The organism is Klebsiella sp. ZJOU C1 (assembly GCF_035620215.1).
GTDB classification, from domain to species: Bacteria; Pseudomonadota; Gammaproteobacteria; order Enterobacterales; family Enterobacteriaceae; genus Klebsiella; species Klebsiella variicola.
In genome coordinates this window covers 5,006,488-5,031,667 of the sequence record NZ_CP141644.1, presented here as the reverse complement: position 1 = coordinate 5,031,667, position 25,180 = coordinate 5,006,488, and the positions used below count along the sequence as shown (strand labels likewise).

Annotated in this window: 23 protein-coding genes; 14 read left to right on the top strand and 9 right to left on the bottom strand. The window is 58.3% G+C overall.

The features are described from left to right. Positions 1–5 precede the first annotated feature (5 nt). From hslO to SPE70_RS24250, 4 genes are read right to left on the bottom strand one after another with little or no spacing between them, the layout of a single operon-like run. A complete protein-coding gene (hslO, locus tag SPE70_RS24265) occupies positions 6–890 on the bottom strand; it encodes an Hsp33 family molecular chaperone HslO (protein WP_008807007.1) in 885 nt (294 codons plus the stop codon). A gap of 18 nt (positions 891–908) precedes the next feature. Beyond that, positions 909–1,310 carry a ribosome-associated heat shock protein Hsp15 gene (gene hslR, locus SPE70_RS24260; RefSeq protein WP_008807008.1) on the bottom strand — a complete coding sequence of 134 codons (402 nt, stop codon included), beginning with the start codon at positions 1,308–1,310 and terminating at the stop codon, positions 909–911. Beyond that, complete coding sequence (gene yrfG / locus SPE70_RS24255; protein ID WP_004181456.1) at positions 1,307–1,990, bottom strand: GMP/IMP nucleotidase; 684 nt, start codon at positions 1,988–1,990, stop codon at positions 1,307–1,309. Before yrfG ends, hslR begins: the two co-directional genes overlap by 4 nt. A gap of 60 nt (positions 1,991–2,050) precedes the next feature. Next, a complete protein-coding gene (locus SPE70_RS24250) occupies positions 2,051–4,180 on the bottom strand; it encodes an intracellular growth attenuator family protein (protein ID WP_016161902.1) in 2,130 nt (709 codons plus the stop codon). A gap of 319 nt (positions 4,181–4,499) precedes the next feature. On the opposite strand from SPE70_RS24250, the gene nudE reads away from it, so the two are divergent. Next, entirely contained in the window at positions 4,500–5,060 is a 561-nt protein-coding gene (gene nudE, locus SPE70_RS24245; RefSeq protein WP_064170659.1) for an ADP compounds hydrolase NudE, read from the top strand. 53 nt (positions 5,061–5,113) lie between these two features. On the opposite strand, the gene mrcA is transcribed toward nudE, so the two are convergent. After that, positions 5,114–7,672 (bottom strand): peptidoglycan glycosyltransferase/peptidoglycan DD-transpeptidase MrcA, encoded by a 2,559-nt coding sequence (gene mrcA, locus SPE70_RS24240; RefSeq protein WP_064170660.1) that lies wholly within the window; start codon positions 7,670–7,672, stop codon positions 5,114–5,116. Positions 7,673–7,790: 118 nt separating this feature from the next. Here mrcA and SPE70_RS24235 point away from each other — a divergent pair, with 118 nt between their 5' ends. The 12 genes from SPE70_RS24235 (at position 7,791) to trpS (ending at position 17,741) form a co-directional block, all read left to right on the top strand. Beyond that, positions 7,791–8,591: a type IV pilus biogenesis protein PilM gene (locus SPE70_RS24235; protein ID WP_038421867.1), complete on the top strand. Its 801-nt coding sequence runs from the start codon at positions 7,791–7,793 to the stop codon at positions 8,589–8,591. Continuing rightward, on the top strand, positions 8,575–9,108 hold the full coding sequence (locus SPE70_RS24230; RefSeq protein WP_012540413.1) for a PilN domain-containing protein: 534 nt from the start codon (positions 8,575–8,577) through the stop codon (positions 9,106–9,108). The genes SPE70_RS24235 and SPE70_RS24230 overlap by 17 nt, the downstream gene beginning before the upstream one ends. Beyond that, positions 9,098–9,526, top strand: a complete 429-nt coding sequence (locus tag SPE70_RS24225; RefSeq protein ID WP_038421865.1) for a HofO family protein — start codon at positions 9,098–9,100, stop codon at positions 9,524–9,526. Before SPE70_RS24230 ends, SPE70_RS24225 begins: the two co-directional genes overlap by 11 nt. Then, positions 9,516–9,896, top strand: coding sequence for a HofP DNA utilization family protein (locus tag SPE70_RS24220; RefSeq protein ID WP_064170661.1), 381 nt, complete (start codon positions 9,516–9,518; stop codon positions 9,894–9,896). The genes SPE70_RS24225 and SPE70_RS24220 overlap by 11 nt, the downstream gene beginning before the upstream one ends. After that, positions 9,832–11,073: a DNA uptake porin HofQ gene (gene hofQ, locus SPE70_RS24215; protein WP_032691266.1), complete on the top strand. Its 1,242-nt coding sequence runs from the start codon at positions 9,832–9,834 to the stop codon at positions 11,071–11,073. The genes SPE70_RS24220 and hofQ overlap by 65 nt, the downstream gene beginning before the upstream one ends. 270 nt (positions 11,074–11,343) lie before the next feature. After that, positions 11,344–11,865, top strand: a complete 522-nt coding sequence (gene aroK / locus SPE70_RS24210; RefSeq protein WP_002920267.1) for a shikimate kinase AroK — start codon at positions 11,344–11,346, stop codon at positions 11,863–11,865. A 55-nt stretch (positions 11,866–11,920) separates the two neighbouring features. Next, positions 11,921–13,015, top strand: coding sequence for a 3-dehydroquinate synthase (gene aroB, locus SPE70_RS24205; protein ID WP_008807017.1), 1,095 nt, complete (start codon positions 11,921–11,923; stop codon positions 13,013–13,015). A gap of 84 nt (positions 13,016–13,099) precedes the next feature. Beyond that, positions 13,100–14,389 (top strand): cell division protein DamX, encoded by a 1,290-nt coding sequence (damX, locus tag SPE70_RS24200; RefSeq protein WP_043875344.1) that lies wholly within the window; start codon positions 13,100–13,102, stop codon positions 14,387–14,389. A 78-nt stretch (positions 14,390–14,467) separates the two neighbouring features. Then, positions 14,468–15,295, top strand: coding sequence for an adenine-specific DNA-methyltransferase (gene dam, locus SPE70_RS24195; RefSeq protein ID WP_008807019.1), 828 nt, complete (start codon positions 14,468–14,470; stop codon positions 15,293–15,295). 17 nt (positions 15,296–15,312) lie between these two features. Further along, entirely contained in the window at positions 15,313–15,990 is a 678-nt protein-coding gene (rpe, locus tag SPE70_RS24190) for a ribulose-phosphate 3-epimerase (RefSeq protein WP_008807020.1), read from the top strand. Then, positions 15,983–16,744 carry a phosphoglycolate phosphatase gene (gph, locus tag SPE70_RS24185; protein ID WP_012540418.1) on the top strand — a complete coding sequence of 254 codons (762 nt, stop codon included), beginning with the start codon at positions 15,983–15,985 and terminating at the stop codon, positions 16,742–16,744. The genes rpe and gph overlap by 8 nt, the downstream gene beginning before the upstream one ends. After that, positions 16,737–17,741 carry a tryptophan--tRNA ligase gene (trpS, locus tag SPE70_RS24180; protein ID WP_008807022.1) on the top strand — a complete coding sequence of 335 codons (1,005 nt, stop codon included), beginning with the start codon at positions 16,737–16,739 and terminating at the stop codon, positions 17,739–17,741. Before gph ends, trpS begins: the two co-directional genes overlap by 8 nt. 75 nt (positions 17,742–17,816) lie before the next feature. Here trpS and cysG read toward each other — a convergent pair whose 3' ends face one another. The 3 genes from cysG to nirB all read right to left on the bottom strand — a co-directional run bounded on the left by cysG (position 17,817) and on the right by nirB (position 22,209). Continuing rightward, on the bottom strand, positions 17,817–19,190 hold the full coding sequence (gene cysG, locus SPE70_RS24175) for a siroheme synthase CysG (protein WP_012967144.1): 1,374 nt from the start codon (positions 19,188–19,190) through the stop codon (positions 17,817–17,819). Positions 19,191–19,342: 152 nt separating this feature from the next. Continuing rightward, on the bottom strand, positions 19,343–19,669 hold the full coding sequence (gene nirD / locus SPE70_RS24170; RefSeq protein WP_022065526.1) for a nitrite reductase small subunit NirD: 327 nt from the start codon (positions 19,667–19,669) through the stop codon (positions 19,343–19,345). Next, a complete protein-coding gene (nirB, locus tag SPE70_RS24165) occupies positions 19,666–22,209 on the bottom strand; it encodes a nitrite reductase large subunit NirB (protein ID WP_324726417.1) in 2,544 nt (847 codons plus the stop codon). Before nirB ends, nirD begins: the two co-directional genes overlap by 4 nt. Positions 22,210–22,447: 238 nt before the next feature. Between nirB and SPE70_RS24160 the strand changes: the two genes are divergently transcribed. After that, the gene (locus SPE70_RS24160; RefSeq protein WP_012540421.1) at positions 22,448–23,770 is read left to right on the top strand and encodes a cytosine deaminase; all 1,323 of its coding nucleotides are present in this window, start codon (positions 22,448–22,450) and stop codon (positions 23,768–23,770) included. Here the strand turns inward: SPE70_RS24160 and tsgA are convergent. Next, positions 23,767–24,954: an MFS transporter TsgA gene (gene tsgA / locus SPE70_RS24155; RefSeq protein WP_002920240.1), complete on the bottom strand. Its 1,188-nt coding sequence runs from the start codon at positions 24,952–24,954 to the stop codon at positions 23,767–23,769. The genes SPE70_RS24160 and tsgA overlap by 4 nt on opposite strands. Between the last annotated feature and the right edge of the window lie 226 nt (positions 24,955–25,180).

Here is a 25,180-nt window from a genome sequence, read left to right as displayed (position 1 = left end):
GGGGATTAATGGACCTGTGGGTCGGCCGGAGAGGCGTTATTACGGATCTCGGCAATATCCATGGCATTGAAGATATAGTGGTTACCGCAGTAGTCGCAGTGCATATCAATCTCGCCTTCATCGGCGAGGATGCTATCTATCTCTTCATCCGGCAGGGTCTTCAGCGCGCCAGCGCAGCGTTCACGAGAACACGTACATTTGAACTCGACGCTCTGCGGCTCGTAGACCGTGACCTCTTCCTCATGGTACAGGCGCCACAGCACATCGTTCGCCGGCAGGGTGAACAGCTCTTCCGCCTTGATGGTCTCGGTGAGCGTCGCCAGGTGCTCGAAGTCGGTCGTCTGGGTATCCTGCGCCGGCATCACCTGCAGCAGCATCCCACCGGCCATCGGCTGACCTTCATGTTCCCCGGTGCGAATGATGAGGCGCGTCGGCAACTGCTCTGAACGCTGGAAGTAATCTTCCAGGCAGGCGGCCAGCGTATCGCCTTCCAGACCGACCACACCCTGATAACGTTCACCCTCTTTCGGGGAGATGGTAATGACCAGATAGCCGTTGCCGACCATCGTTTTCAGATCCGCATCGTCCGCAATATCGCCCTGCACGCGCGCGACGCCACGCAACTGCTGCTGGTTATTGCCGTTGATCACCGCCAGCTGTAAAGGGCCATCGCCCTGCAGCTGAACGGTAATATCACCAGCAAACTTCAGCGTCGCGGTCAGCAGGCTGGTGGCGACCAGCAGCTCCGCCAGCACCGTTTTCACCGGCTGTGGATAGGTGTGATTGGCCAGAATCTGTTCCAGGGTTTCCGACACCGTCACCAGCTCGCCGCGTACGGCATAGTTTTCAAACAGATAACGATGTAATTGATCGTGTTGAGTCATAATCATCTCTCTTTCTGGCGCGAGTTACTCACTCTCGCCGTGTTTAAATCTCATCAGGTCGCGGCGCTCTTTCTTGTCCGGACGTCTGTCAGGGTGCGGCATGGTCAGGGCGTTCATTTTGCGCGCCAGGGCCACTTTTTCACGCTTCTCGATACTTTCCGCCGTCTCTTCATACAGGGCGACGGCTTCACTTGCCGGGCGGCGCTGTTCGGTAATACCGACAATCCGTACCGTACGCTCGTCATTGCCCTGGCGCAGCGTCAGCATGGCGTCCAGCTCGACAATTTTCCCGGGTTTGCTGCGTTGTCCGTTGTAATGCACCTTGCCGCCTTCAATCATCTCCCGCGCCAGCGCGCGGGTCTTGTAAAAGCGGGCGGCCCAAAGCCATTTGTCCAGTCTGACGGTTTCGCTGGGCTTCTCTTTCATCGCCTCTCCTTCGGGGTAAGCGAAGGGATCAGTCGCCGGTAATCATTCAATCCTGGGTGGCGCAGATACTGCTTTTCCGCCAGCCCGGAGTCGGGATTGGTAATGCCCAGGCAGTAACGAATGCCAAATTCCCTCGCGGCATCCAGAATCGCCTCGCTGTCGTCGACAAACAGCGTTTTATGGGCCTCAAGGCCAGTCTCCTCCGCCACGGCGCGCCACAGGCGCTGATCCTCTTTCGGATAACCAAATGTGTGGGTGGAAAGTAATAAATCAAGGTGCGCATCCAGGCCGGTGTGTTTGAGCTTCACCGCCAGATTGTGGGGATGGGCATTGGTCAACAGAATGCGTCGCTTACCGCAGGCCTTGAGCGCATCAAGGAACGGCACCGTATCCTCGCGCAGCGTGGCGCGCGGACCCTGTTCGCTGGTCATCGCACAAATATCCAAACCCAGGCGCTCGCTCCAGTAATCCAGACAGTACCAGTTTAGCGTATGCTGCACGGCGTGATACTCCTGGCGCATGGCGTCTTTCGCCTCCTGCAGATTGAGGCCGCGGGCGGCTCCCCAGGTTTCAGGCACCAGCGTTTGCCAGAAATAGTTGTCGAAAGCGAGGTCCAGGAGCGTGCCGTCCATATCCAGCAGAACGGTATCGACCTCCTGCCAGGCGATATCAAAATGCATGATGACTCTCCAGCGAGCAGAAAATGGGCGACAGGGTATCATACCCTGTCGCCGGGAAAATTAATCTTGCGGGTCAGACGCGGGGAGCAGTACCGGGTTCAGGCAGCTTTCGTAATATTTCTGAATCTCTTCCATACGCTGGCGATGGCGTTGATAACGACGCAGCGCCTGTACGCCGTGGTAAGCCATGCATCCCAGCATCGACAACAGCAGCAGCGTAATGCCCAGATAGCGCCACAGTCCGCTGCGGTCGGGGATGCGGTGCAGATTGATATGCTGGGTGCCGTTGGCGTCGGTAAACAGATTGGTGACGATCCCTTCGGCGTGGAAAGGGGTATGCATGAGCATACCGGCCAGTCGCCGCAGCTCGCTCCACTGCTCATGTGCCGGATAATCATACAGGCTCACCGCCGGCCACGGCTGATTGACCAGCACGCTGCCTTCATCGCTGGCGATCAAGAAACCGCCGGGCGCCGGGCTGTTTAGCGCCTGCGCGGCTCGCGAAGTTTCACGCATTACAAAGGGGGCGGTGGAAGTGGTCACCAGATTCTCCAGCGACTCCGCGCTGACCGGGCGCAGCAGCACGTTCACGCCGTCCAGTTTTCCGGCGGTGGCGCGCTTGGTCAGCGCCTCCCAGTTACGCGTATTCCCGAGATTGACCAGCGCGTTTTTCAGGCGCAGGCAGTCATCCTTTGCCGAGCAGAGATCGTTGGTTTTCAGGACGATATCGCCGAAATCATCCAGCAGCACCATGCCTGATTTCTGAATCGCGGAGCGCAGCGCCGGGCTGACGCGGGAATCATCGTCGGTTTCCGGGTGCAGCTGGCGCTGGACGGACTGCATCAGGGCGGTCGCTTTGCTGACAATATCAGACTCCGGCAGCGGCAGAGGAGGGGCGTCGTTCCATACAATCTGTGAACAATCGAAAGGCAGGAACGGCGAATCCTCTTTGGCCGACCAGCTACCCGGCGTACGGATATTACACATCCCGGTGCCTGTCAGGCGCAGCGTATCGCCAATGCGCACATGGGCTTTTGCCAGCTGGTCGACGGTTGTCGCTTCAATCGTCTGGGCGCCCTTCAACCACGACAGGGTGAACTTAAACGGCATATTTAGCGGTACGCTGACCCACAGCATGATCACCACTACCAGCGCGCCGGCGGCGATAATCGCGCTGCGCAGCCAGTACTGTAGCGGGAAGTTTTTCACTTCATCATGGAGCGACAGGTAGCGTCCCTGGCGGGCCACGTGACGGTTGAGATAGATATCAATATCGGTCTGCTGTCCCAGGTCCTGGGCGATCCATGGCTGCCAGTGGCGCGGATAGATGAGATCGATAATACCCAGCGAGATGTTATTGATATGTTCCTGATCGTTTTCGCCAAACAGACCCCAGCGTTTGGGAACGCCCCGCAGGCAGTGAATTTCGCGCAACGCGGCGCGGCGCGGCGGGGCATAGATCCCCCCCACGCCAGCGGCGAGAAGCAGTACCCCCGCGGCCACCAGCCAGGGGGTAAAAACGGCTGGCCCAATCAGGCTGAAATAAAAGAACAGAAAGGAGGCGACGATCAGGATCGCTTCGCGCAGCCCATCCGGCCGGTTGAGGGCGTGTTCTTCCCGACTTTCCCGACGGATCTGCCGTAGCTCTACCTGTTCGCTCTCTTCGCCGCGAATGGAGGCCTGGGTGGCCGATGCGCGTTCCAGGGCGTAGCTTTGCGCCTCCTGACGATAGTCGCTCAGGCTATGTCCGTTAAGGGTGATAACCAGCGGCAGGCTGTCGGTGGGGATCAGCTCAACGCTGTTTTCGTCGTTGATATGCTGTTCCCAGAACGGCGGCAGATGGACTTCCACCGAATCGAGAAAGTAGCGCCATTTATTCGGCGCGTCGGTAGTGATCCCGTAGCGAGTGATGGCTCGCGTCACCGCGTAGACCGTATCACTCTGTTCATTCAGCGCCAAAGCGACGGGTGCGGTCGTTGCGCCGGACGCCGGGACCTGCAGGGTGCGACTGAGCTCCGCAAGATACTTTTCGATAGCCTGACGCTCATCGGCAGGAAGCGGCCGCGTAGTGGCGTCGCTAAAGGCGTGCAGTAGAGGAAGGCGTCGGCGTCTGGCGTGAGCGCGGTACCACCATCCGATGAGCAATACGCAGATTAGCAGAGCTGTAAGGAAAATCAGAAAGGTGCCCATGCCCATCCCATCATAGTTATTTTTTCTTACGATATCGTCGGTGAACGTGAAGACTAACGTCAAGCTGCAGTGTTAGTGGCGCACCTGGTTACAGGGTAATGAATATGTCTTGCAGCAACGCATAAGCTTACCAAAAACGTTAATGCGCAGAAATCGGTAAATTCTCAAACAGAATTCAAGCTATTGACTTTTTTATCTTTATTACTTTCCCCTTTGCCGGTAAAAGGTTACAACTCTGTAAATAAGTAGCGATTTGGATTGCCGAAAGCGTGTTGCGTATCGCACAATGACTGCTTAATCACAGCATAGACCGATGACAATGAGCAAATCATTACAAAAACCCACCATTCTCAATGTTGAAACTGTCGCCCGTTCGCGCCTCTTTAATGTCGAAAGCGTCGATCTGGAATTCAGCAACGGTGTGCGTCGCGTTTATGAACGTATGCGGCCATCCACCCGTGAAGCGGTGATGATTGTGCCGATTGTTAATGATCACATTATTTTGATTCGCGAGTATGCCGTCGGCACGGAATCCTACGAGCTGGGTTTCTCCAAAGGGCTGATTGACCCGGGTGAAACCGTGGATGAAGCAGCGAATCGCGAGCTGAAAGAAGAGGTTGGCTTTGGCGCCAATAAGCTGACGTTTCTGAAGAAGCTCAGTATGGCCCCCTCTTACTTCTCCAGCAAAATGAATATCCTGGTGGCGGAAGACCTCTATCCTGAGTCACTGCCGGGCGATGAACCTGAGCCGCTGCCGCAGGTGCGCTGGCCGCTGGCGCAGCTGATGTCGCTGCTGGATGAAGAAGATTTTAACGAAGCCCGTAACGTCAGCGCGCTGTTTTTAGTGCGCGAGTGGCTGCTGGCTCAGGGCCGACTCTGAGAGAAAGCGCGCCGTTAGCAGCAATAAAAAAGCGCCCGCAGGCGCTTTTTTTGTCAGAACAGTTCGTGGGTTTCACCACCGCCGTCAGTCAGGGTGGTGCCCACCTCATGGACCGCCTGCTGCGTGGGCTGGGTTCCTTCAATGAAGTATTCTGCGCGGCTGTTGCCCCCGTTAGCCAACTGACCAGTGCTGCGGTCGATATTCACCGTGACGATCCCCGGCGGCGGGGTTAACGGCTCTTCCGGCACTCCTTCCAGCACGCTCTTCATAAAGCTGTCCCAGGCCGGCTGGGCACTTTTAGCACCCCCCTCATAACCGGAGATCTGATCTTTAATCGCCCCGGAGGCGGTGGTGCGGCCAAGATCGCGACGATGATCGTCAAAGCCGATCCATACCGAAGTCACTACACCTGGGCCGTAGCCTGAGAACCAGGCATCCTTCGAGCTGTTGGTGGTCCCGGTTTTCCCGCCGATGTCATGCCGCTGCAGATCGCGTCCGGCGCGCCAGCCGGTTCCCATCCAGCCCGGTTCGCCAAAGATGTTGCTGTTCAGTGCGCTTTTTATCAGGAACGACAGGGGCGTATTAATCACATGCGGCGCGTATTCCTGGGCGCCGCTCTGTGCAACCAGCGACTGGTTGGCCTGCTCCAGCTGCGGCTGTGGCGGCACGTTGCCGTTCTGCGGTTCCGTCGAGGTGGCGACATCTTCCACATCTTTATTTTCCAGCACGTTGGATTTTGGCGTATCACCGTAAATGACCGGTAAATCACACTGCGGGCAGGCGATTTTCGGACGTTCTTCGAAGAGAACGCCGCCCTGATCATTCTCAATCTTACTGATAAAGAACGGGTTGATCAGGAAGCCGCCGTTGGCCATCACCGAATATCCGCGGGCAACCTGCAGGGGCGTAAAGGAGGCGGAGCCCAGGGCCAGCGATTCTGTGTGGACAATGTTTTGCGCCGGGAAGCCAAAGCGCTGCAGATACTCGGCGGCATAGTCAACGCCCATGGCGCGCATAGCGCGCACCATCACCACGTTTTTCGACTGTCCAAGCCCCTGGCGTAAACGAATCGGACCGGCATACTGCGGCGGCGAGTTCTTCGGCCGCCAGTCGGATCCTGCGCCTGCGTCCCAGCGCGAGATCGGCACATCGTTGAGCATACTGGCCAGCGTTAAGCCTTTATCCATCGCGGCGGTATAGAGGAACGGCTTAATGTTGGAGCCGACCTGACGCAGCGCCTGAGTGGCGCGGTTGAACTTGCTCTGGTTAAAGTCAAACCCGCCGACGAGAGCAATAATCGCGCCGTTTTGCGGATTAATGGAGACCAGCGCTGAGTTGACGTCCGGGACCTGTGACAGCCACCAGCCGTCAGCCACTTTACGAACCCAGATCTGCTGCCCGGCCTGCAGGACGTCGTTGACTTTACGCGGGGTCGCCCCCTGCTGCGTATCCGAGATAAAGCGCCGGGCCCAGCGCACGCCGTCCATCGTCAGAGAAACCGAGTCGCCGTTAGCCAACAGCGCGACGGCCTCCTGGGCATTCGCGGAAGTGACCACCGCCGGGAAAAGCGGGCCGTAGCCAGACTGACGCTTCAGCGAGTCGATGATTTTCTTCGTCTCCCACGGCGTTTCACCGACTTTCCACAGCACGCTGGCCGGGCCGCGGTAGCCGTGACGCATATCGTAATCCAGCACGTTATTGCGTACCGCCTGCTGGGCTGCCTGCTGATTCTTGCGAGTAATGGTGGTGTAAACCCGGTAGCCATCTTCATAGGCCTGCTCGCCGTAGCGATTCACCATCTCCTGGCGCACCATTTCGCTCAGGTAAGGGGCGGAGAAAGCGATTTTCGGCGCGTGATAGCTTGCGTCGATCGCTTCGCTGCGCGCCTCATCATATTGCGCCTGGGTGATGTACCCCTCGCTCAACATACGCGACAGCACCACGTTGCGACGGGCGGTCGCGCGATCCATGGAATAGAGCGGGTTAAAGGTAGAAGGCGCTTTCGGCAGACCGGCAATCACCGCCATCTCACTCAGGGTCAACTGGTCGATAGGTTTGCCAAAATAGACCTGCGCCGCGGCGCCGACGCCATAGGCGCGGTAGCCGAGGTAGATCTTGTTCAGATACAGCTCAAGGATTTCATCTTTGTTCAGCAACTGCTCGATGCGGATAGCCAGAAAGGCCTCTTTAATCTTACGCATCAACGTCTTCTCGGGGCTGAGGAAGAAGTTACGTGCTAACTGCTGGGTGATGGTGCTGGCGCCCTGGGAGGCGTGGCCTGAAAACATCGCCACGCTGGCGGCGCGGAAAATACCCACCGGATCGACGCCGTGGTGCTCATAGAAACGGCTGTCTTCAGTGGCGATAAACGCTTTCACCAGCTCGGGGGGAATTTGCTGCAGCGTCACAGGGATACGGCGTTTTTCGCCATATTGCGCAATAAGCTCACCGTCGGCGCTATAGACCTGCATCGGGATCTGCAAACGCACATCCTTCAGGGTTGCGACGTCGGGGAGTTGCGGCTCTATGTATTTGTAGAGGCCAAAAATCGAGCCTGCTCCCAGCAGTACGCAACAGACTGCAAGGATCAATAGATACTTTACGAACTTCACCGGTGTTTTCCCATTTAGTTTTATTTGGGCAGTTTATAAACAAACGCGCGGTAGTATAAAGGCAAGCCAGGTGCATTGATATAGCCGGACAGTTTTGCCGGATAAGGAGATCGTAAGCATGGCTTTCAGAAACTGGCGGATCGGGATGCATATCCAGCAGGATAGCATCGCCATTGTCGCGCTATTGCATGAACGCTCACACTGGGCGCTGCGCCGCTGGTGGCGTATTCCGCTGCCGCCAGGCCTGGTACGGCAGGGGATGGTGGTGGACGTCAGCGCCCTTGGCGCACAGCTTAGCGCCTGGCGGCGGGAGCTACCGGTGCAGCATCAGGTCAGTATCGCTTTCCCCGCCGTTCGCACGCTGCAAAAGCGCCTGCCTTATCCCCAGTTCGCCCTGCGGGATCGTGAACAGGCGACGTGGATAGCCAGCGCGATGACCCAGCAACTGGCGATGCCCGCCGCCTCCTTAAGCATTGATTATGCTCCCACCTCGCGGGATGGCGGTTGGCAGGTCACGGCGGCGCAGCGGCTGGACATCAATGTCCTGCGGGCGCTGGCAGGACGGCTACGACTGCGGGTAGCGGCCATCGTGCCGGATGCCAGCGCGCTCGGCGCGTTTGTCCCCTTGCTGAACCCGCAGTCGCAGGGCCTCGCGTGGCGGGATGAAAATCACTGGCTATGGGCGACGCAGGAGGCCTGGGGTTGTGTCACCTGCGATGAGGTGAAGTCGTTAAGCCAGCTGGCGGAGCAGCTTCAGGTTCCTTTGCGTCTGTGCGCTGACGCTGGCGACGAGGCCAGCAACTTAGATGTCTGGCAGGTCATTCACCGCCGGCAGCCTCCTCTGCCGGTCGATGGCGATCGCTACGCTATCGCCCTTGGGCTGGCGCTGGGGAGTGAACACCATGACGCATGCCGTTAATCTTCTCCCCTGGCGCGACCTGCGGCGGCGCCAGCGCCTGCGCTTCATCCTGCTGATTGCTACCGGCATTATGCTGCTGGGATTGATGATCCTGCAGGTATGTCGCACGGTCCGTCTGCAGCATCTCGCCCTGGCGACACTCCACGCGACGGCCGACGCGCAGTTGCTCGCCTCGCTTAAACAGCGCGAGCTTCCAATGCGCGAGGCGTGGCAGCAGCACCAGCGTCATCGTCAACAGCAACGGCGTAGAGCGGCGATCGCCGCCTGGCAACCCAGGCTGCTGGCGCTGGCGGCAGATCTGCCCGCGCAGGCGTGGCTGACGCGGCTGGATTACCAGGGCGCGGTTCTGACCGTGAACGGCCTGGCCCTCAACCTGCAGGCGCTGGCCGGACTGGAGCGCATTCTGACCAATGTGGCGGGATTCGCGCCGGCAAAAGCGGGCGGAACGCAGCGCGACGCCGAGGGACGCTGGCAGTTCAGTTTTACCCTCGCAGAAGAGCGTGCCGATGTGGATTAGCATCCGGCGCAGCCAGGCGGTGCTGCTGGCCCTGCTCGCGATGGGGGGGCTGGGCTTCGGCGTTACGCTCTGGTGCGCTGCCGGGCCGCCGCTGGCGGCAGTGTCCCGCGACCCCGTCCTGCAAACGCAGTGGCGCCGGGTGATGGCATTGCGCATGCCTGCCGGTGAAACACCCGGAGGGCGCATCGACAAGCAGCCGTTTTCGCCGATAGCCATTCCGCTTGCCGGGGTGAAGCTTATCGCCTGGCGACCTCAGGGAAGCGGGGGCGAGATGGAGCTGACCCTGCCCTGGCAGACGCTGCCCGCGTTTTTTTCCTGGCTGGCGCGCTGCGGGATGAACCCGCGATCGTTCTCGCTGGAGCGTGAGGCGCAGGTGCTCCGCCTGCGTTTGCAACTGGAGGCGGAAGATGGGACGTAAACGCTGGGCTTTACTGTGGCTGCCGCTGTCGCTGCTGGCGGCCGAGCGCGATCCTTTTCAGCCGGTAGAGGATCCCTGCCGCACGGCGCAGTTATCACAATGGCGCTATGGCGGCGCGGCCGGGGATGGCGCAGGCTGGGCGGGGTTTCTGCAGGACGGGAGCGGCAAATGGCGGCGGGTGCGCATGGATGATCAATTGCCCACGGGCTGGCGGGTGAGCCGGCTGACGACCGGTGAGTTGGAGATCGCCACGCCTGCGGGGTGTGAACCGCCAGCGTGGCGCTGGCAACGTGAAGGGAAACAATATGATGCGATGGATAAGCCTACTGCTTCTGCTGCTGCCGCTGGCGGCGGGCGCCGCCCGAAATGAAAAGACAATTTCGCTAGTGGTTGATGACGCGCCGGTGGCTCATGTGCTGCAAGCGCTGGCCGAAATGAACCACAAGAACCTTGTTGTGGCGCCGGACGTTAGCGGTACGCTCTCCCTGCATCTGCAAACGGTCCCCTGGACCCAGGCGCTGCGGGCGGTGGCGGATAGCGCAGGCCTCTCTTTGCAACAGCAGGGGACGGTCATCTACGCGCATACCCAGGCCTGGCAAAAGGCGAATCAGGCGCAGCGTGAAGCGGAACAGGAGAAACGCCTGCAGAACCTGCCCCTGCAGGCCGAGAACGTGACCCTGCACTATGCCGATGCCGAGGAGCTGGCTAAAACGGGCGGTAAGTTGCTGAGCGCCAGGGGGCACCTGATGGCGGACAAACGGACCAACCGGCTGCTGATCCGCGATGATGCCCGGCATCTGCCGGCATTGAAAGCCTGGGCGCAGGAGATGGATTTGCCCGTCGGACAGGTGGAGCTGGCCGCTCATATCGTGTCGATGAGCGAAACCAGCCTTCGCGAGCTGGGGGTGAAGTGGCGGCTGGCGGAGGCCGGAGGCTCGCCGGGATCAGGACAAATTACCACCCTGAGCAGCGATATGTCGGTGAACGATGCCAGCACCCGTGCGGGGTTTAACATCGGCAAGATTAACGGTCGCTTACTCGAACTGGAACTTTCCGCGCTGGAGCGCAAGCAGCAGGTCGATATTATCGCCAGCCCTCGTTTGCTGGCCTCGCATATGCAGCCCGCCAGCATCAAGCAGGGGAGCGAGATCCCCTATCAGGTTTCCAGCGGTGAAAGCGGCGCCACGTCGGTGGAGTTTAAAGAGGCCGTGCTGGGCATGGAGGTGACGCCGACGGTGCTGCAGCAGGGAAGAGTGCGGCTGAAGCTGAGGATCAGCGAAAATACGCCGGGTCAGGTGCTGAAGCAGGATAATGGCGAGGCGCTGGCCATCGATAAACAGGAGATAGAAACCCTGGTGGAAGTTCGCAGCGGCGAGACGTTAGCGTTGGGCGGCATCTTTTCGCAGAAAAACAAAACCGCCCGCGACAGCGTCCCGCTGCTTGGCGATATCCCGGTGCTGGGGCGTCTGTTTCGTCGCGACGGGAAAGATAATGAACGCCGTGAACTGGTTGTCTTTATTACGCCACGGATTCTGGCGGTACGTTAAGCAGGTTTTTCATGCTAAACACGTTTCAGGTGTTTGACGTGAGGACGGATTTAGCATACAAGGGGTACCGATTTGAGAGTCGGGTACGACATCAATCCTCCCTTTATTGTCCGGCGATTTTATTCAGTTGCCAAACCAGCCGGAGTATTGAGATAATTTTTAGTCTGACTCTCGCTCTATTGCATATGAGGTTTCAGTTCATGCCCTGCGGCGCTGGGTGTCTGCGAAGCGGGTTTATCATTAACGAATAGTCTTAGTAGTACCGAAAAAATGGCAGAGAAACGCAATATCTTTCTGGTTGGGCCTATGGGTGCCGGCAAAAGCACTATTGGGCGCCAGTTAGCCCAACAGCTCAACATGGAATTTTACGATTCCGATCAAGAAATTGAGAAACGCACTGGCGCTGATGTGGGCTGGGTCTTCGATGTTGAAGGCGAAGAAGGCTTCCGCGACCGTGAAGAAAAAATTATCAATGAGTTGACGGAAAAACAGGGGATTGTGCTGGCGACTGGCGGCGGCTCTGTAAAATCCCGTGAAACGCGTAACCGTCTCTCCGCCCGCGGCGTGGTGGTCTACCTGGAAACGACAATCGAGAAGCAGTTGGCCCGTACGCAGCGCGATAAAAAGCGTCCTTTGCTACAAGTCGATGCGCCGCCTCGTGAAGTGCTGGAAGCGCTGGCTGACGAGCGTAACCCGCTGTATGAAGAGATCGCCGATGTGACTATCCGCACAGACGATCAGAGTGCGAAAGTCGTCGCGAACCAGATTATTCATATGCTGGAAAGCAATTGATTCTGGCTTAATAAAAGTGCGTCAGAGTAAAAGTCACTGAGGTGGACGTCGCGTTATGGAGAGGCTTACTGTTACCCTCGGGGAACGTAGTTACCCGATTACCATCGCGGCTGGTTTGTTTAACGATCCAGCTTCCTTCCTGCCACTCAAGTCGGGCGACCAGGCTATGCTGGTCACCAACGAAACGCTGGCGCCGCTTTATCTGGATACCGTCCGCTCTGTGCTGGAGCAGGCAGGGGTCAACGTTGACAGCGTGATCCTGCCCGATGGCGAGCAGTATAAAAGCCTGGCGGTGATGGATACTGTTTTTACCGCGCTGTTGCAAAAACCGCATGGCCGCGACACCACGCTGGTGGCGCTTGGCGGTGGCGTAATCGGTGATTTAACCGGTTTCGCCGCGGCAAGCTATCAGCGCGGGGTGCGTTTTATCCAGGTCCCTACCACTCTGCTGTCACAGGTCGATTCGTCGGTCGGCGGCAAAACCGCAGTGAACCATCCTCTCGGCAAAAATATGATTGGCGCCTTCTGGCAGCCGGTTTCGGTGGTGGTTGATCTTAACTGTCTGAAGACCCTCCCGGCGCGTGAACTCGCTTCCGGACTGGCTGAGGTCATCAAGTACGGTGTGATCCTCGACGGCGAATTCTTCAGCTGGCTGGAAAACAACATTGATGCGCTGCTGGCGCTGGATGAAAAAGCGATGGCGTACTGTATTCGCCGTTGCTGTGAGCTGAAAGCGGAAGTTGTGGCTGCCGACGAGCGTGAAACCGGGTTACGTGCTTTACTCAATCTTGGACATACCTTCGGCCATGCTATCGAGGCGGAAATGGGCTACGGTAACTGGCTGCACGGCGAAGCGGTGGCGGCAGGTATGGTGATGGCGGCGCATACGTCCGAACGGCTGGGGCAGTTCCGCGCGCAGGATACACAGCGCATTATCGATCTGCTCAAGCGTGCAGGCTTACCGGTACGCGGCCCGCAGGAGATGAGTGCGCAGGCGTATTTGCCCCATATGATGCGCGATAAAAAAGTACTGGCGGGCGACATGCGGCTGGTGCTCCCGCTCGCAATAGGAAGCAGCGAGCTGCGCGGCGGAGTGCCGCACGATGTGGTTCTTGGCGCGATTGCTGATACTCAGCAGGCGCAACAATAAGAAGGTCTGGCCGCGTTCGCGCGGCGTTATCATTTCGGGTGATGTGCAATAATCGTGAGCATAAGCCTTTTAGTGGGGTGTTAAATGGATGATTTCAAACCAGAAGACGATATGAAAGCCGATCGCAACGATCGTCGTGCTGGTCGTTCCCGTCAGTCTTCCGAGCGTGATGCCGATCCGCAGATCAATTTTGACGACGTCGATCTTGATGCCGATGAAGGCCGTCCGACGCGCGCCGGTAAGGCCCGTCGCGAGCGTGAAGAGGAAGAGTTCGAAGAAGAACTGGATGCGGAAGACGAGGAACTGCTCGAAGAGCAGCCTGTAGAGCGTCGTCCGCGCAAGCGTAAAAAAGCGCCGGCCAAACCTGCCTCCCGTCAATACATCATGATGGGCGTGGGGATTCTGGTGCTGCTGCTGTTAATCGTGGGTATTGGTTCTGCGCTGAAATCGCCATCCTCGTCCAGCCAGCAGACCGCTACCGGCGAGAAGAGCATTAATCTGTCTGACGATCAGTCCACCAGCACGCCTGCTGCCGGTCAGGATCAGACTGCTGCGGCCAACACCACCCCACAGCAGGACGTAACGGTTCCGCCTATTGCCGCGAACCCGACGCAGGGCCAGGCAGTATCAGAGCCGCAGGGCCAGCAGCGTATTGAAGTTCAGGGCGATCTGAACAATGCGCTGACCCAGCAGCAGGGCCAGCTGGACGGCGCCGTGGCTAACTCGACGCTGCCAACTGAACCGGCAACCGTCGCGCCGATCCGTAATGGCGCCAATAGCACTGCGGCGCCGCGCCAGGCGACCGAGCGTCAGACGGCTGCAACGCCGCGTCCGGCAGAGCGTAAGCACACCGTTATCGAAGCGAAGCCGCAGACGAAGCCTCAGGCCGTGGCAAAAGCGCCGGTAGAAACGAAGCCGGTTCAGCCGAAGCATGTTGAAAGCGCGGCGACTACCGCCCCGGCGAAAACCACCGTAACCGAAAGCAAACCGGTGGCAACAGCGCAGAGCAAACCGGTAGCAACAGCGTCCACCACCACTGCCGCGCCAGCCGCAACGGCAGCGCCAGCCGCGAAGAGCGGTAAAACGGCAGGTGACGTGAGCTCAATGAAATCTGCGCCGTCGGGTAACTATACCCTGCAGCTCAGCAGCTCCTCTAACTACGACAACCTGAACAACTGGGCGAAGAAAGAGAAGCTGGATAGATATGTTGTCTATGAAACGTCGCGTAACGGCCAACCGTGGTACGTGCTGGTGAGCGGTATCTATGCTTCGAAAGAAGAAGCGAAACGCGCTGTCACCTCGCTGCCGGCGGACGTGCAGGCGAAAAATCCATGGGCAAAACCACTGCATCAGGTACAGGCTGACCTGAAATAATGCCGTGGGGTAGTCTTAAGCGCAGGATGCTGTCGGAGCTTTCTCCACAGCCGGAGAACGTGTAATTAGTTAGGCAGCATGAAAAAGAATCGCGCTTTTCTGAAGTGGGCAGGGGGGAAGTACCCCCTGCTTGACGATATTAAAAAGCATTTGCCGGAAGGCGAGTGCTTAATCGAGCCCTTTGTGGGCGCCGGGTCGGTATTTCTCAATACCGACTTTTCTCGTTATATCCTCGCGGATATCAACAGTGACTTAATTGGCCTGTACAACATCGTTAAATTGCGTACCGACGAATACGTCGCCGCTGCGCGTGAGATGTTTGTCCCGGAAAACAACGTCGCTGAGCGCTACTACCAGTATCGTGATGAATTCAACCAAAGCCAGGATCCGCTGCGTCGCGCGGTGCTGTTCCTGTATCTGAATCGCCACGGCTACAACGGCCTGTGTCGCTACAATCTGCGCGGCGAGTTTAATGTGCCGTTTGGCCGCTATAAAAAGCCCTATTTCCCCGAGGCAGAGCTCTATCATTTCGCCGAGAAAGCACAAAACGCCGAGTTTTACTGCGAATCGTATGAAGAGTGCATGCAACGTGCAGATAGCCGCGCGGTGGTATATTGCGATCCACCCTATGCGCCGCTGACGGCGACGGCGAACTTTACCGCCTACCACACCAACAGCTTCAATCTGGAACAACAGGTACTGCTGGCGCAAAAGGCGGAATCGCTGATGAAAAAGCGGATCCCGGTGCTGATTTCCAACCACCGCACACCGTTGACGCAGGAATGGTATAAAAACGCGGCAGAAACACATATTGTGAAGGTTCGGCGCAGCATCAGCAGCAACGGTGGTACGCGTAAAAAGGTGGATGAGCTGTTAGCGCTCTACCGTCCGCCTAAGACCAAATAAATTTCAAGGAGATGCGGATGAAGCAGTATTTGATTGCCCCTTCGATTCTGTCAGCTGATTTTGCCCGTCTGGGTGAGGATACCGCGAAGGCGCTGGCGGCGGGTGCGGATGTCGTGCACTTCGACGTCATGGACAACCACTACGTGCCGAATCTGACGATTGGCCCGATGGTGCTGAAGTCGCTGCGCAATTACGGTATTACCGCGCCAATCGACGTCCACCTGATGGTAAAGCCGGTCGACCGCATCATTCCTGATTTTGCCGAAGCCGGCGCCAGCATCATCACCTTCCATCCTGAAGCCTCCGAACACGTCGATCGCAGCCTGCAGCTGATTAAAGAGCACGGCTGTAAAGCGGGCCTGGTGTTTAACCCGGCGACGTCCCTGAGCTACCTCGATTACGTGATGGATAAGCTGGACGTGATCCTGCTGATGTCGGTTAACCCGGGCTTTGGCGGCCAGTCCTTTATTCCCCAGACGCTGGATAAACTGCGTGAAGTACGCCAGCGCATCGATGCTTCTGGCTACGATATTCGCCTGGAAGTGGATGGCGGCGTGAAAGCCAGCAATATTGGCGAAATCGCCGCGGCGGGTGCGGATATGTTTGTTGCCGGTTCGGCGATCTTCGGTCAGCCGGACTACAAGAAAGTGATTGATCAAATGCGTAGTGAATTAGCGAAGGTGAGTCATGGATAAATTACAGGCGATCCGCGGCATCGCGTTTGATCTCGACGGCACGCTGGTGGACAGTGCGCCGGGTCTAACCTCGGCGGTTGATAACGCCCTCTACGCCCTGGAGTTGCCGGTGGCGGGAGAAGAACGCGTTGTCACCTGGATCGGCAACGGCGCCGATGTCCTGATGGAGCGGGCGCTGACCTGGGCTCGTCAGGAGCGTGCGACGTTACGGGCGGCGATGGGTAAGCCTTCCGTCGACGATCATGATATTCCGCAAGACGAACAGCTGCGCATTTTGCGTAAACTGTTTGACCGCTATTACGCCGAAACGGCGGAAGAGGGTAGCTTCCTGTTCCCGGCGGTGGCCGATACGCTCGGCGCGCTGCATGCCAAAGGCCTGCCGCTGGCGCTGGTCACCAATAAGCCGACGCCGTTTGTCGCCCCGCTGCTGGACGCGCTCGATATCGCGAAATATTTTACCGTGGTGATTGGCGGCGATGACGTGCAGAACAAAAAGCCGCATCCGGAACCGCTGCTGCTGGTGGCGGAAAAGCTCTCTCTGGCTCCTGCCGAGCTGCTGTTCGTCGGCGATTCGCGCAATGATATTCAGGCGGCCAAAGCGGCAGGCTGCTGCTCTGTCGGCCTGACCTACGGTTATAACTATGGCGAACCGCTTGCGCTGAGCGAGCCGGACTATCTCTTCGACCAGTTTAATGAACTCTTACCCGCTCTCGGGTTACCGCACAGTGAAACTCAGGAATTGAAACATGACTAAGCCCATCGTTTTTAGTGGCGCACAGCCCTCAGGTGAACTGACCATTGGCAACTACATGGGTGCGCTGCGTCAGTGGGTAAACATGCAGGACGATTACCACTGCATCTATTGCATCGTGGACCAACACGCCATTACCGTGCGCCAGGATCCGCAGCAGCTGCGCAAGGCGACCCTGGATACCCTGGCGCTGTATCTGGCCTGCGGCATCGATCCGCAAAAAAGCACCATCTTCGTTCAGTCGCACGTGCCGGAACACGCCCAGTTAGGCTGGGCGCTGAACTGCTACACCTATTTCGGCGAACTGAGCCGCATGACCCAGTTTAAAGACAAGTCCGCACGCTACGCGGAAAACATCAACGCCGGTCTGTTTGATTACCCGGTACTGATGGCCGCTGACATTCTGCTGTATCAGACCAACCAGGTTCCGGTAGGGGAAGATCAGAAACAGCACCTGGAACTGAGCCGCGATATCGCCCAGCGTTTTAACGCCATCTATGGCGATGTCTTTAAAGTGCCTGAGCCGTTTATTCCGAAGTCCGGCGCACGCGTGATGTCGCTGCTGGAGCCGACCAGGAAGATGTCCAAGTCCGACGACAACCGCAACAACGTCATCGGCCTGCTGGAAGATCCGAAATCGGTGGTCAAGAAGATCAAACGCGCGGTGACCGACTCCGACGAGCCGCCGGTGGTACGCTACGACCTGAAAGAAAAAGCGGGTGTCTCCAACCTGCTGGATATCCTCTCCGCGGTCACCGGGAAAACCATTCCTGAGCTGGAGCAGCATTTTGAAGGCAAAATGTATGGCCACCTGAAAGGCGAAGTCGCTGAAGCGGTGTCGGGCATGCTGACTGAGCTGCAGGAGCGCTATCACCGTTTCCGTAACGACGAAGCGTTTCTCAACCAGGTAATGAAAGACGGCGCAGAGAAAGCCAGCGCGCGCGCATCTCAGACCCTGAAAGCGGTATACGAAGCGATTGGTTTTGTCGCCAGGCCGTAAGCGACGCAACAGCTAAAAAGGCGGGATATTATCCCGCCTTTTTTATGTCTGTCGTCCACGCGGGGGAGGCGAAGATTAGTGGTTCGAGAACCAGTTCAGTTTATCCCGCAGGCCGACCACGCGGCCGACGATGATCAGCGCCGGACTAGCCATCTGCTGCGCCAGGATATCCAGTTGCCCTAAGGTGCCGCTGACCACTTTTTGCGACACGGCGGTGCCGTTCTCGACGATGGCGGCGGGCATATCTTCCGCCATGCCGTGAGCAATGAGCTTCTCGCGGATCGCCGGCGCCTGGTTCAGGCCCATGTAGAACACCAGGGTTTGCTTCTCCACCGCCAGGTTCGCCCAATCCAGCTCGCCGCCGGTTTTCAGGTGGCCGGTGACCAGGCGGACGCCCTGGGCGAAATCGCGGTGTGTTAACGGGATCCCCGAGTAGGCGGAGCAGCCGGAGGCGGCGGTGATGCCTGGAACAACGGAGAAGGGGATGCCTGCCTCACAGAGGGTTTCCAGCTCTTCCCCTCCGCGGCCAAAGATAAAGGGATCGCCGCCTTTCAGCCGGACCACGCGTTTTCCTTTTTGCGCTTCACGCAGCAGGATCTGGTTGATCTCCTCCTGCGGGACGCAGTGGTAGCCAGAACGTTTGCCGACGAACACCCGGTCGGCATCGCGACGCACCAGATTCATGATGTCGTCGGAAACCAGCCGGTCATAAACCACCACGTCGGCCTGCTGGATCTGCTGCAGGCCTTTGAGCGTGAGCAGCCCGGCGTCGCCGGGGCCGGCGCCAACCAGCACCACCTCGCCGCGATGCTCCAACGGCTCCGTCAGCAGCTGCTCGGTGGTATCCGCCACCGCCTGCCGATCGTCATTGGCCAGCGACTGCGCCAGCCGGTCGTTCACAAACAGCTTCTCCCAGAAGCGGCGGCGTTCGCCCACGCTGGCAAACTGCTGCTTAACGCGCGCGCGCAGATGGCCGGCATAGCGGGCCAGCTGGCCGAGATGCAGGGGTAAGACTGACTCCAGCTTCTCGCGCAGCAGGCGCGCCAGTACCGGCGATGTCCCGCCCGAAGAGACGGCGACCATCAGCGGCGAGCGGTCGATGATGGATGGCATAATAAAGCTGGCCTGACGCGGGGCATCCACCACGTTACAGAAGATACGCCGCGCTTCGGCTGCATCGCTGACCTGCTGGTTCACCGTCTCATTATCGGTAGCGGCAATGGCCAGCCAGCAGGTGTCCAGCAGCGAGGGGATAAACTCACCCTGCACCAGGGTTAGCATCTGTGAATCGGCCCACACCTGAAACTGCGGGGTGAAGTCGAGCGCATTGACCGTGACGTTTGCGCCAGCATCCAGTAGCAGACGGGCCTTGCGTTCGGCGACATCCCCGCCGCCAACCAGTAAACAATCCCGCTGGCGCAACTGGCAGAATATGGGTAAGTGATCCACAGAATAACCTCATGAAAATAAGGGGTAGAAAATGCGTGGTCGTAGAATAGCAGCAAAGGTAATACAAAACATGCGACTTATCCCGCACTCATGCGTTGTCGGTCAGAAGTGTTGCTTATGTCTCCCCCCGTAGCCGGGGGGAGGAAGAGGACTTACGCTTTAAGCTGCACCTGGCCGTCTTTCACCCGGGCGTCGAAGCGGGCGATGGAGTGGCTGGCATCTTCCATGCACAGGCCGTCGCTCAGGCGGAAGCGCTGCTTTTTCAGCGGGCTGGCAACCCATAGCGCGCCGTCATGTTCGCCGATAATCCCGCGAGACAGCACGCTGGCGTTGAAGAACGGGTCAATGTTGCTGATGGCGAATACCCTGTCGTCCTGGTAGGGACGGAAGATCGCCACCTGCTGCTGGCCGAGCAGCGCGCAGACGCCGGTGGCCGGCAGGATGTCGTCAATTTTGCAGATGTTTACCCACTGGCTCATACGTTTTCCTCCACCAGCGTGACCGGGATGCGCTCATAGGGCGTGGCCGGGCGGTGCTGGTCACGTTCCGGCACCACCTGTACGTTCGGGTCGCGCTGGTCGCTGTTGATAAAGTGTTTGAAGCGGGTCTGCGCCGCCGGGTTGTTGACGGTTTCGGTCCACTCGCAGGCGAAGGCGGCGCGCAGGCGAGCCAGCTCCTCTTCCAGATGGTCGTTCAGGCCCAGCTTGTCATCGATGATGACGCTGCGCAGATAGTCGATGCCGCCTTCCATGTTGTCCAGCCACGGCGCGGTGCGGGTCAGCTTATCGGCGGTGCGGATGTAGAACATCATAAAGCGGTCGAGATACTTAATCAGCGTCTCGCGATCAAGGTCCGCGGCCAGCAGATCGGCGTGGCGCGGCTTCATCCCGCCATTACCGCACACGTACAGGTTCCAGCCTTTCTCGGTGGCGATGATCCCCACGTCTTTGCCCTGGGCCTCCGCACATTCGCGGGTGCAGCCGGAGACGCCGAACTTCATTTTGTGCGGGGTGCGGATGCCTTTGTAGCGGTTTTCCAGTTCCACGCCGAAGCCGACGCTGTCGCCGACCCCGTAGCGGCACCAGGTGCTACCGACGCAGGTTTTCGCCATCCGCAGCGCTTTGGCGTAGGCGTGGCCGGTTTCGAAGCCCGCTTCAATCAGCTGACGCCAGATCTCCGGCAGGTCGTCTTTCTGCGCGCCAAACAGGCCGATGCGCTGGGAGCCGGTGATTTTGGTGTACAGATTGAATTCACGCGCGATGCGGCCCACGGCGACCAGCCCTTCCGGCGTGATTTCGCCGCCAGCGGAGCGCGGGATCACCGAGTAGGTGCCATCTTTCTGAATGTTGGCAAGGAAGTTGTCGTTGGTGTCCTGCAGCGGCGTGTGCTGCGGTTTGAGGATGTACTCATTCCAGCAGGAGGCCAGCAGAGAGCCGACGGTCGGCTTACAGATCTCGCAGCCATAACCCTGACCGTGTTTTTCCAGCAGTTCGTCGAAGGTTTTAATGCCTTCCACGCGGATCAGGTGGAACAGCTCCTGGCGGGAGTAAGCGAAGTGTTCACACAGGTTGTTGTTGACCTCGATGCCCTGTTTCGCCAGCTCGGCGTTGAGCACCTGGGTGACCAGCGGAATACACCCCCCGCAGCCGGTACCGGCTTTGGTTTCCGCTTTCAGCGCCGCGACGGTGTGGCAGCCTTTGTTGATGGCGGCGATCAGGTCGCCTTTGCTGACGTCAAAGCAGGAACAAATCTGCGCGCTGTCCGGCAGTTTATCGACGCCGATCGACGGCTTGCCGCTGCCGGCGTGGGCCGGGAGGATCAGCGAATCCGGATTTTCCGGCAACTCAATAGCGTTGAGCACCAGCTGCAGCAGGTTGCCGTAATCGCTGGTGTCGCCGACCAGTACCGCGCCGAGCAGGGTCTTGTTGTCTTTGCTGACGATAAGACGTTTGTAGACTTCTTTGCTTTCGTCGAGATAGACGTAGCTGAGGGCGCCCGGCGTACGGCCGTGGGCATCGCCGATCCCGCCCACATCCACGCCCAGCAGCTTCAGCTTGGCGCTGAGGTCGGCGCCGGTGAAGCTGTTTTCACTGCCGAGGAGATGGTCGACGGCCACCTGGGCCATTTTGTAGCCCGGCGCGACGAGGCCATACACGCGGTTGTTCCAGCTGGCGCATTCCCCGATGGCGTAGATGTCCGGGTCGGAAGTCTGGCAACTATCGTTGACCATGATGCCGCCGCGCTGGGCGACTGCCAGCCCGCACTGGGTGGCCAGCTTATCGCGCGGGCGGATCCCGGTTGAGAAGACGATGAAATCGACCTGCAGCTCGCTACCGTCGGCGAAGTGCATGGTTTTACGAGCCTCGGTGCCCTGCTGGACGATCTCTTTGGTATTTTTACTGGTGTGAACTTTCACGCCCATGCTTTCAATTTTGCGCCGCAGCTGCTCGCCGCCCATCTGGTCGAGCTGCTCGGCCATCAGCATCGGCGCGAACTCGATCACGTGGGTTTCCACGCCGAGGTTTTTCAGGGCGCCTGCGGCTTCCAGGCCTAGCAGGCCACCGCCGACCACCGCGCCGCGTTTGCTGCGACGGGCGCAGGATTCAATCGCGTTAAGATCTTCAATGGTGCGATAAACGAAGCAATCCTGAGTTTCCGCGCCTTTAATCGGCGGGATCCAGGGGTATGAGCCGGTCGCCATAATCAGCTTGTCGTAGAACACGGTGCGCCCGGCGCTGGAGTGGATCACCTTCTCCTGGCGGTTGATGGTGATCGCCCGTTCGCCGACCAGCACCTTGACGCCGTGTTTCTCATAGAAACCTTCGCGCACCAGCGACAGCTCTTCTGCGGTATGGTGGGAGAAATAAGACGACAGGTGGACACGGTCGTAGGCGATACGCGGTTCTTCACAGAACACGGTAATGTCGAACTGTCCGGCAGGCGCCTTATCGAGAAGCTCTTCGATAAAGCGATGGCCAACCATGCCGTTACCGATGATAGCGATTCTGACTTTGCTCATTTTTGCCTCGATTTCTTTTCTATTACCGCCTACCTTAACGATTCAGCCATCAGGCTTATTGATGCAAATCAATGACAACTTCACCTACCAATTAATGGGTATATAATTGATTTGTCTGTATTTTTCTAAGTTATGGAAAACGCTGGCTTTTCCTTTTTGCTGATTTTGTGTACAAGAATTGGATGGGCCGCGATTGGGGTTGGGCAGAAAACTAGCCATATTGAATGGAGAAGGTGATATGACAGCAGCGCCGCTTTGGTTAATTCAGAACGTACGCCTGGCAGACCGCGACGGCCTGTGGCAAATAGCGATTGATAAGGGCCGCTTTGGCGAGATCACGCCGATGGGCGAGGCGCGCGACGAAAGCTACGAGGTGTTGAACGCTCGCGGCGGGCTGGCGATCCCGCCTTTTATTGAGCCGCATATCCACCTGGATACCACCCAGACGGCCGGCGAGCCGCACTGGAACCAGTCCGGCACCCTGTTCGAGGGGATTGAGCGCTGGGCGGAGCGAAAAGCGCTGCTCAGCCATGAGGACGTCAAAGCCCGGGCGTGGAAAACCCTGAAGTGGCAGATCGCCAATGGCGTGCAGTTTGTCCGCACTCATGTCGACGTCTCCGATCCCACATTAACGGCGCTGAAGGCGATGCTGGAGGTCAAACGGGAGGTCGCGCCATGGGTCGAGTTGCAGATAGTTGCTTTTCCACAGGAGGGGATCCTCTCTTACCCCAATGGCGAAGCGCTGCTGGAGGAGGCCCTCAAGCTGGGGGCGGATGTTGTTGGGGCCATCCCGCATTTTGAGTTCACCCGTGAATATGGGGTGGAGTCGCTGCATATCGCCTTCCGGCTGGCGCAAAAATATGATCGCCCGCTGGATATTCACTGCGATGAAATTGACGATGAACAGTCGCGCTTTGTTGAAACCGTTGCCGCGCTGGCGTTAAAGGCGGGGATAGGGGCGCGGGTGACGGCCAGCCATACCACCGCCATGCACTCCTATAATGGCGCTTATACCTCGCGCCTGTTCCGCCTGCTTAAGCTCTCCGGTATCAACTTTGTCGCCAATCCGCTGGTGAATATTCATCTGCAGGGCCGGTTTGATGACTACCCTAAGCGACGGGGGATTACCCGGGTGAAGGAGCTGATGGCGGCGGGGATCAACGTGTGCTTTGGTCATGATGACGTCTTTGACCCGTGGTACCCGCTGGGGACCGGCAATATGCTGCAGGTCCTGCATATGGGCCTGCACGTCTGCCAGCTGATGGGCTACCAGCAGATCAACGACGGTCTGAAGCTTATCACCGCCAACAGCGCCCGCACGTTTGGCCTGGAGGATTACGGCATTGTCAGCGGCAACCCGGCTAACCTGATCATTCTCCCGGCGGAGAATGGCTTTGAGGCCGTCCGCTGCCAGGTGCCTGTGCGCTGGTCAATTCGTCAGGGAAGGGTGATCGCGACCACCCAGCTGGCGCAAACCTGGATCCAGACCGACCGCGGTGGCGAGGAGCTCTCTTTTATGAGGAACAGCCCCCTTGCGGACGCAAAGGGGCCGAAGGCTTAGTGAGACGCCGCCTGAGCGTTGTTCTGGCGGTGACGGGAGACGAAGCCGAGGATAAAGCACATCACGAATACCACGGCATAGAGGCCGTTAGCGGTGTGCAGCGCTGCCAGTGGACCGCTGGCAGCCACAATCGGGCCGGTGACCACGAAAGTGAGCATGGTGCCGATGGTGCCGCAGGTGAGGATAAAGTTCACCAGCTTCGGCGAAGCGACCCGCGTCTGCTGCGAGCCGAGCGTAATGATCGAGGTGTAGATGGCGCTGGAGAAGAAGCCCAGGGTCAGAATAAACCACGGCATATGCTCCGGGGAACCATTGATAAACAGGTACATCAGCACCGTCGCGAGCCCGGCGAGGACGGTTAAGATACGCTGCAGGTCGAAGAAGCGCAGGATGAAGCTGAATGACCACATGCCGATCATGTAGGACATCCAGAAATCGCTCACCAGTTTACCGGCATCCCCGAGGCTCATGCCCAGGCTCTTCGCATATTCCGGTACCCAGGAGATAAAGCCCAGCTGACCGAGGATGTAGCACAGCGCCGCAACGGAGAGGAACAGCACGCCGATGCCCCACTTCTCTTTCACTACCGGCTGGCTGTTTTCGCTCTGCGCTTTTTTGCCCAACACCGGAAAATCACAGCCGAAAGTCAGGACGAAAATGGCGACATACACCAGACCAATACAGGCGTAGACCCAGTACCACTCGATGCTGCGCGCCAGCAGGACGGCGGCGACCATCGGGAAAATCATTCCCGCCATGCTAAAGAAGGAGTCGGTAAACAGCAGACGCGCTCCGCGCTGACGGCCTTCATACATATGGGTGATCAGGAAGGTCCCGATCGACATGGTGATCCCGCTCACCAGGCCGAGAACGAACATCGACGCGGAAAACAGCGCCAGGCTGTGGCTGAGCATCAGGCCGGCCACCGCCAGCACCATCAGAATAAAGCCAAAGCGCAGCTGAGTTTTCAGCGGCACGATTTCCATCAGCCAGGCATTGAGGAAGATAGAGATCAGAATACCGGCGTTCAGAAAGGTAAAGGTGTTGCTCATACTGGAAACGGGCAGATGGAAATAATCCGCAATGTTACCCATCACCATCCCGGTGACGATCACCAACGCGCCGGTCAGGGCGTAGGAGAAGAAGCTGATCCATGTGAGCTTAATACGGTTGCTGTTAGTCATGACTGGCCTGTGAATAGAAAGGTAAAGCGCGTTGACGCTGCGCCGGGCGGACAGATTTTATTCGTTCAGGTGATGTAATCAAATGTTTATTGTGAAAGTGGTTATCTTTTGCATGGTTTAATGTGACATGCATCACACTTTATTCGCCGCACAGGAGAACGTTTGCGCGGTTACAATTATTACAGCTAAGTAAAATTTGGTAAAAGGCTGGCCCAGGATGCAAAGG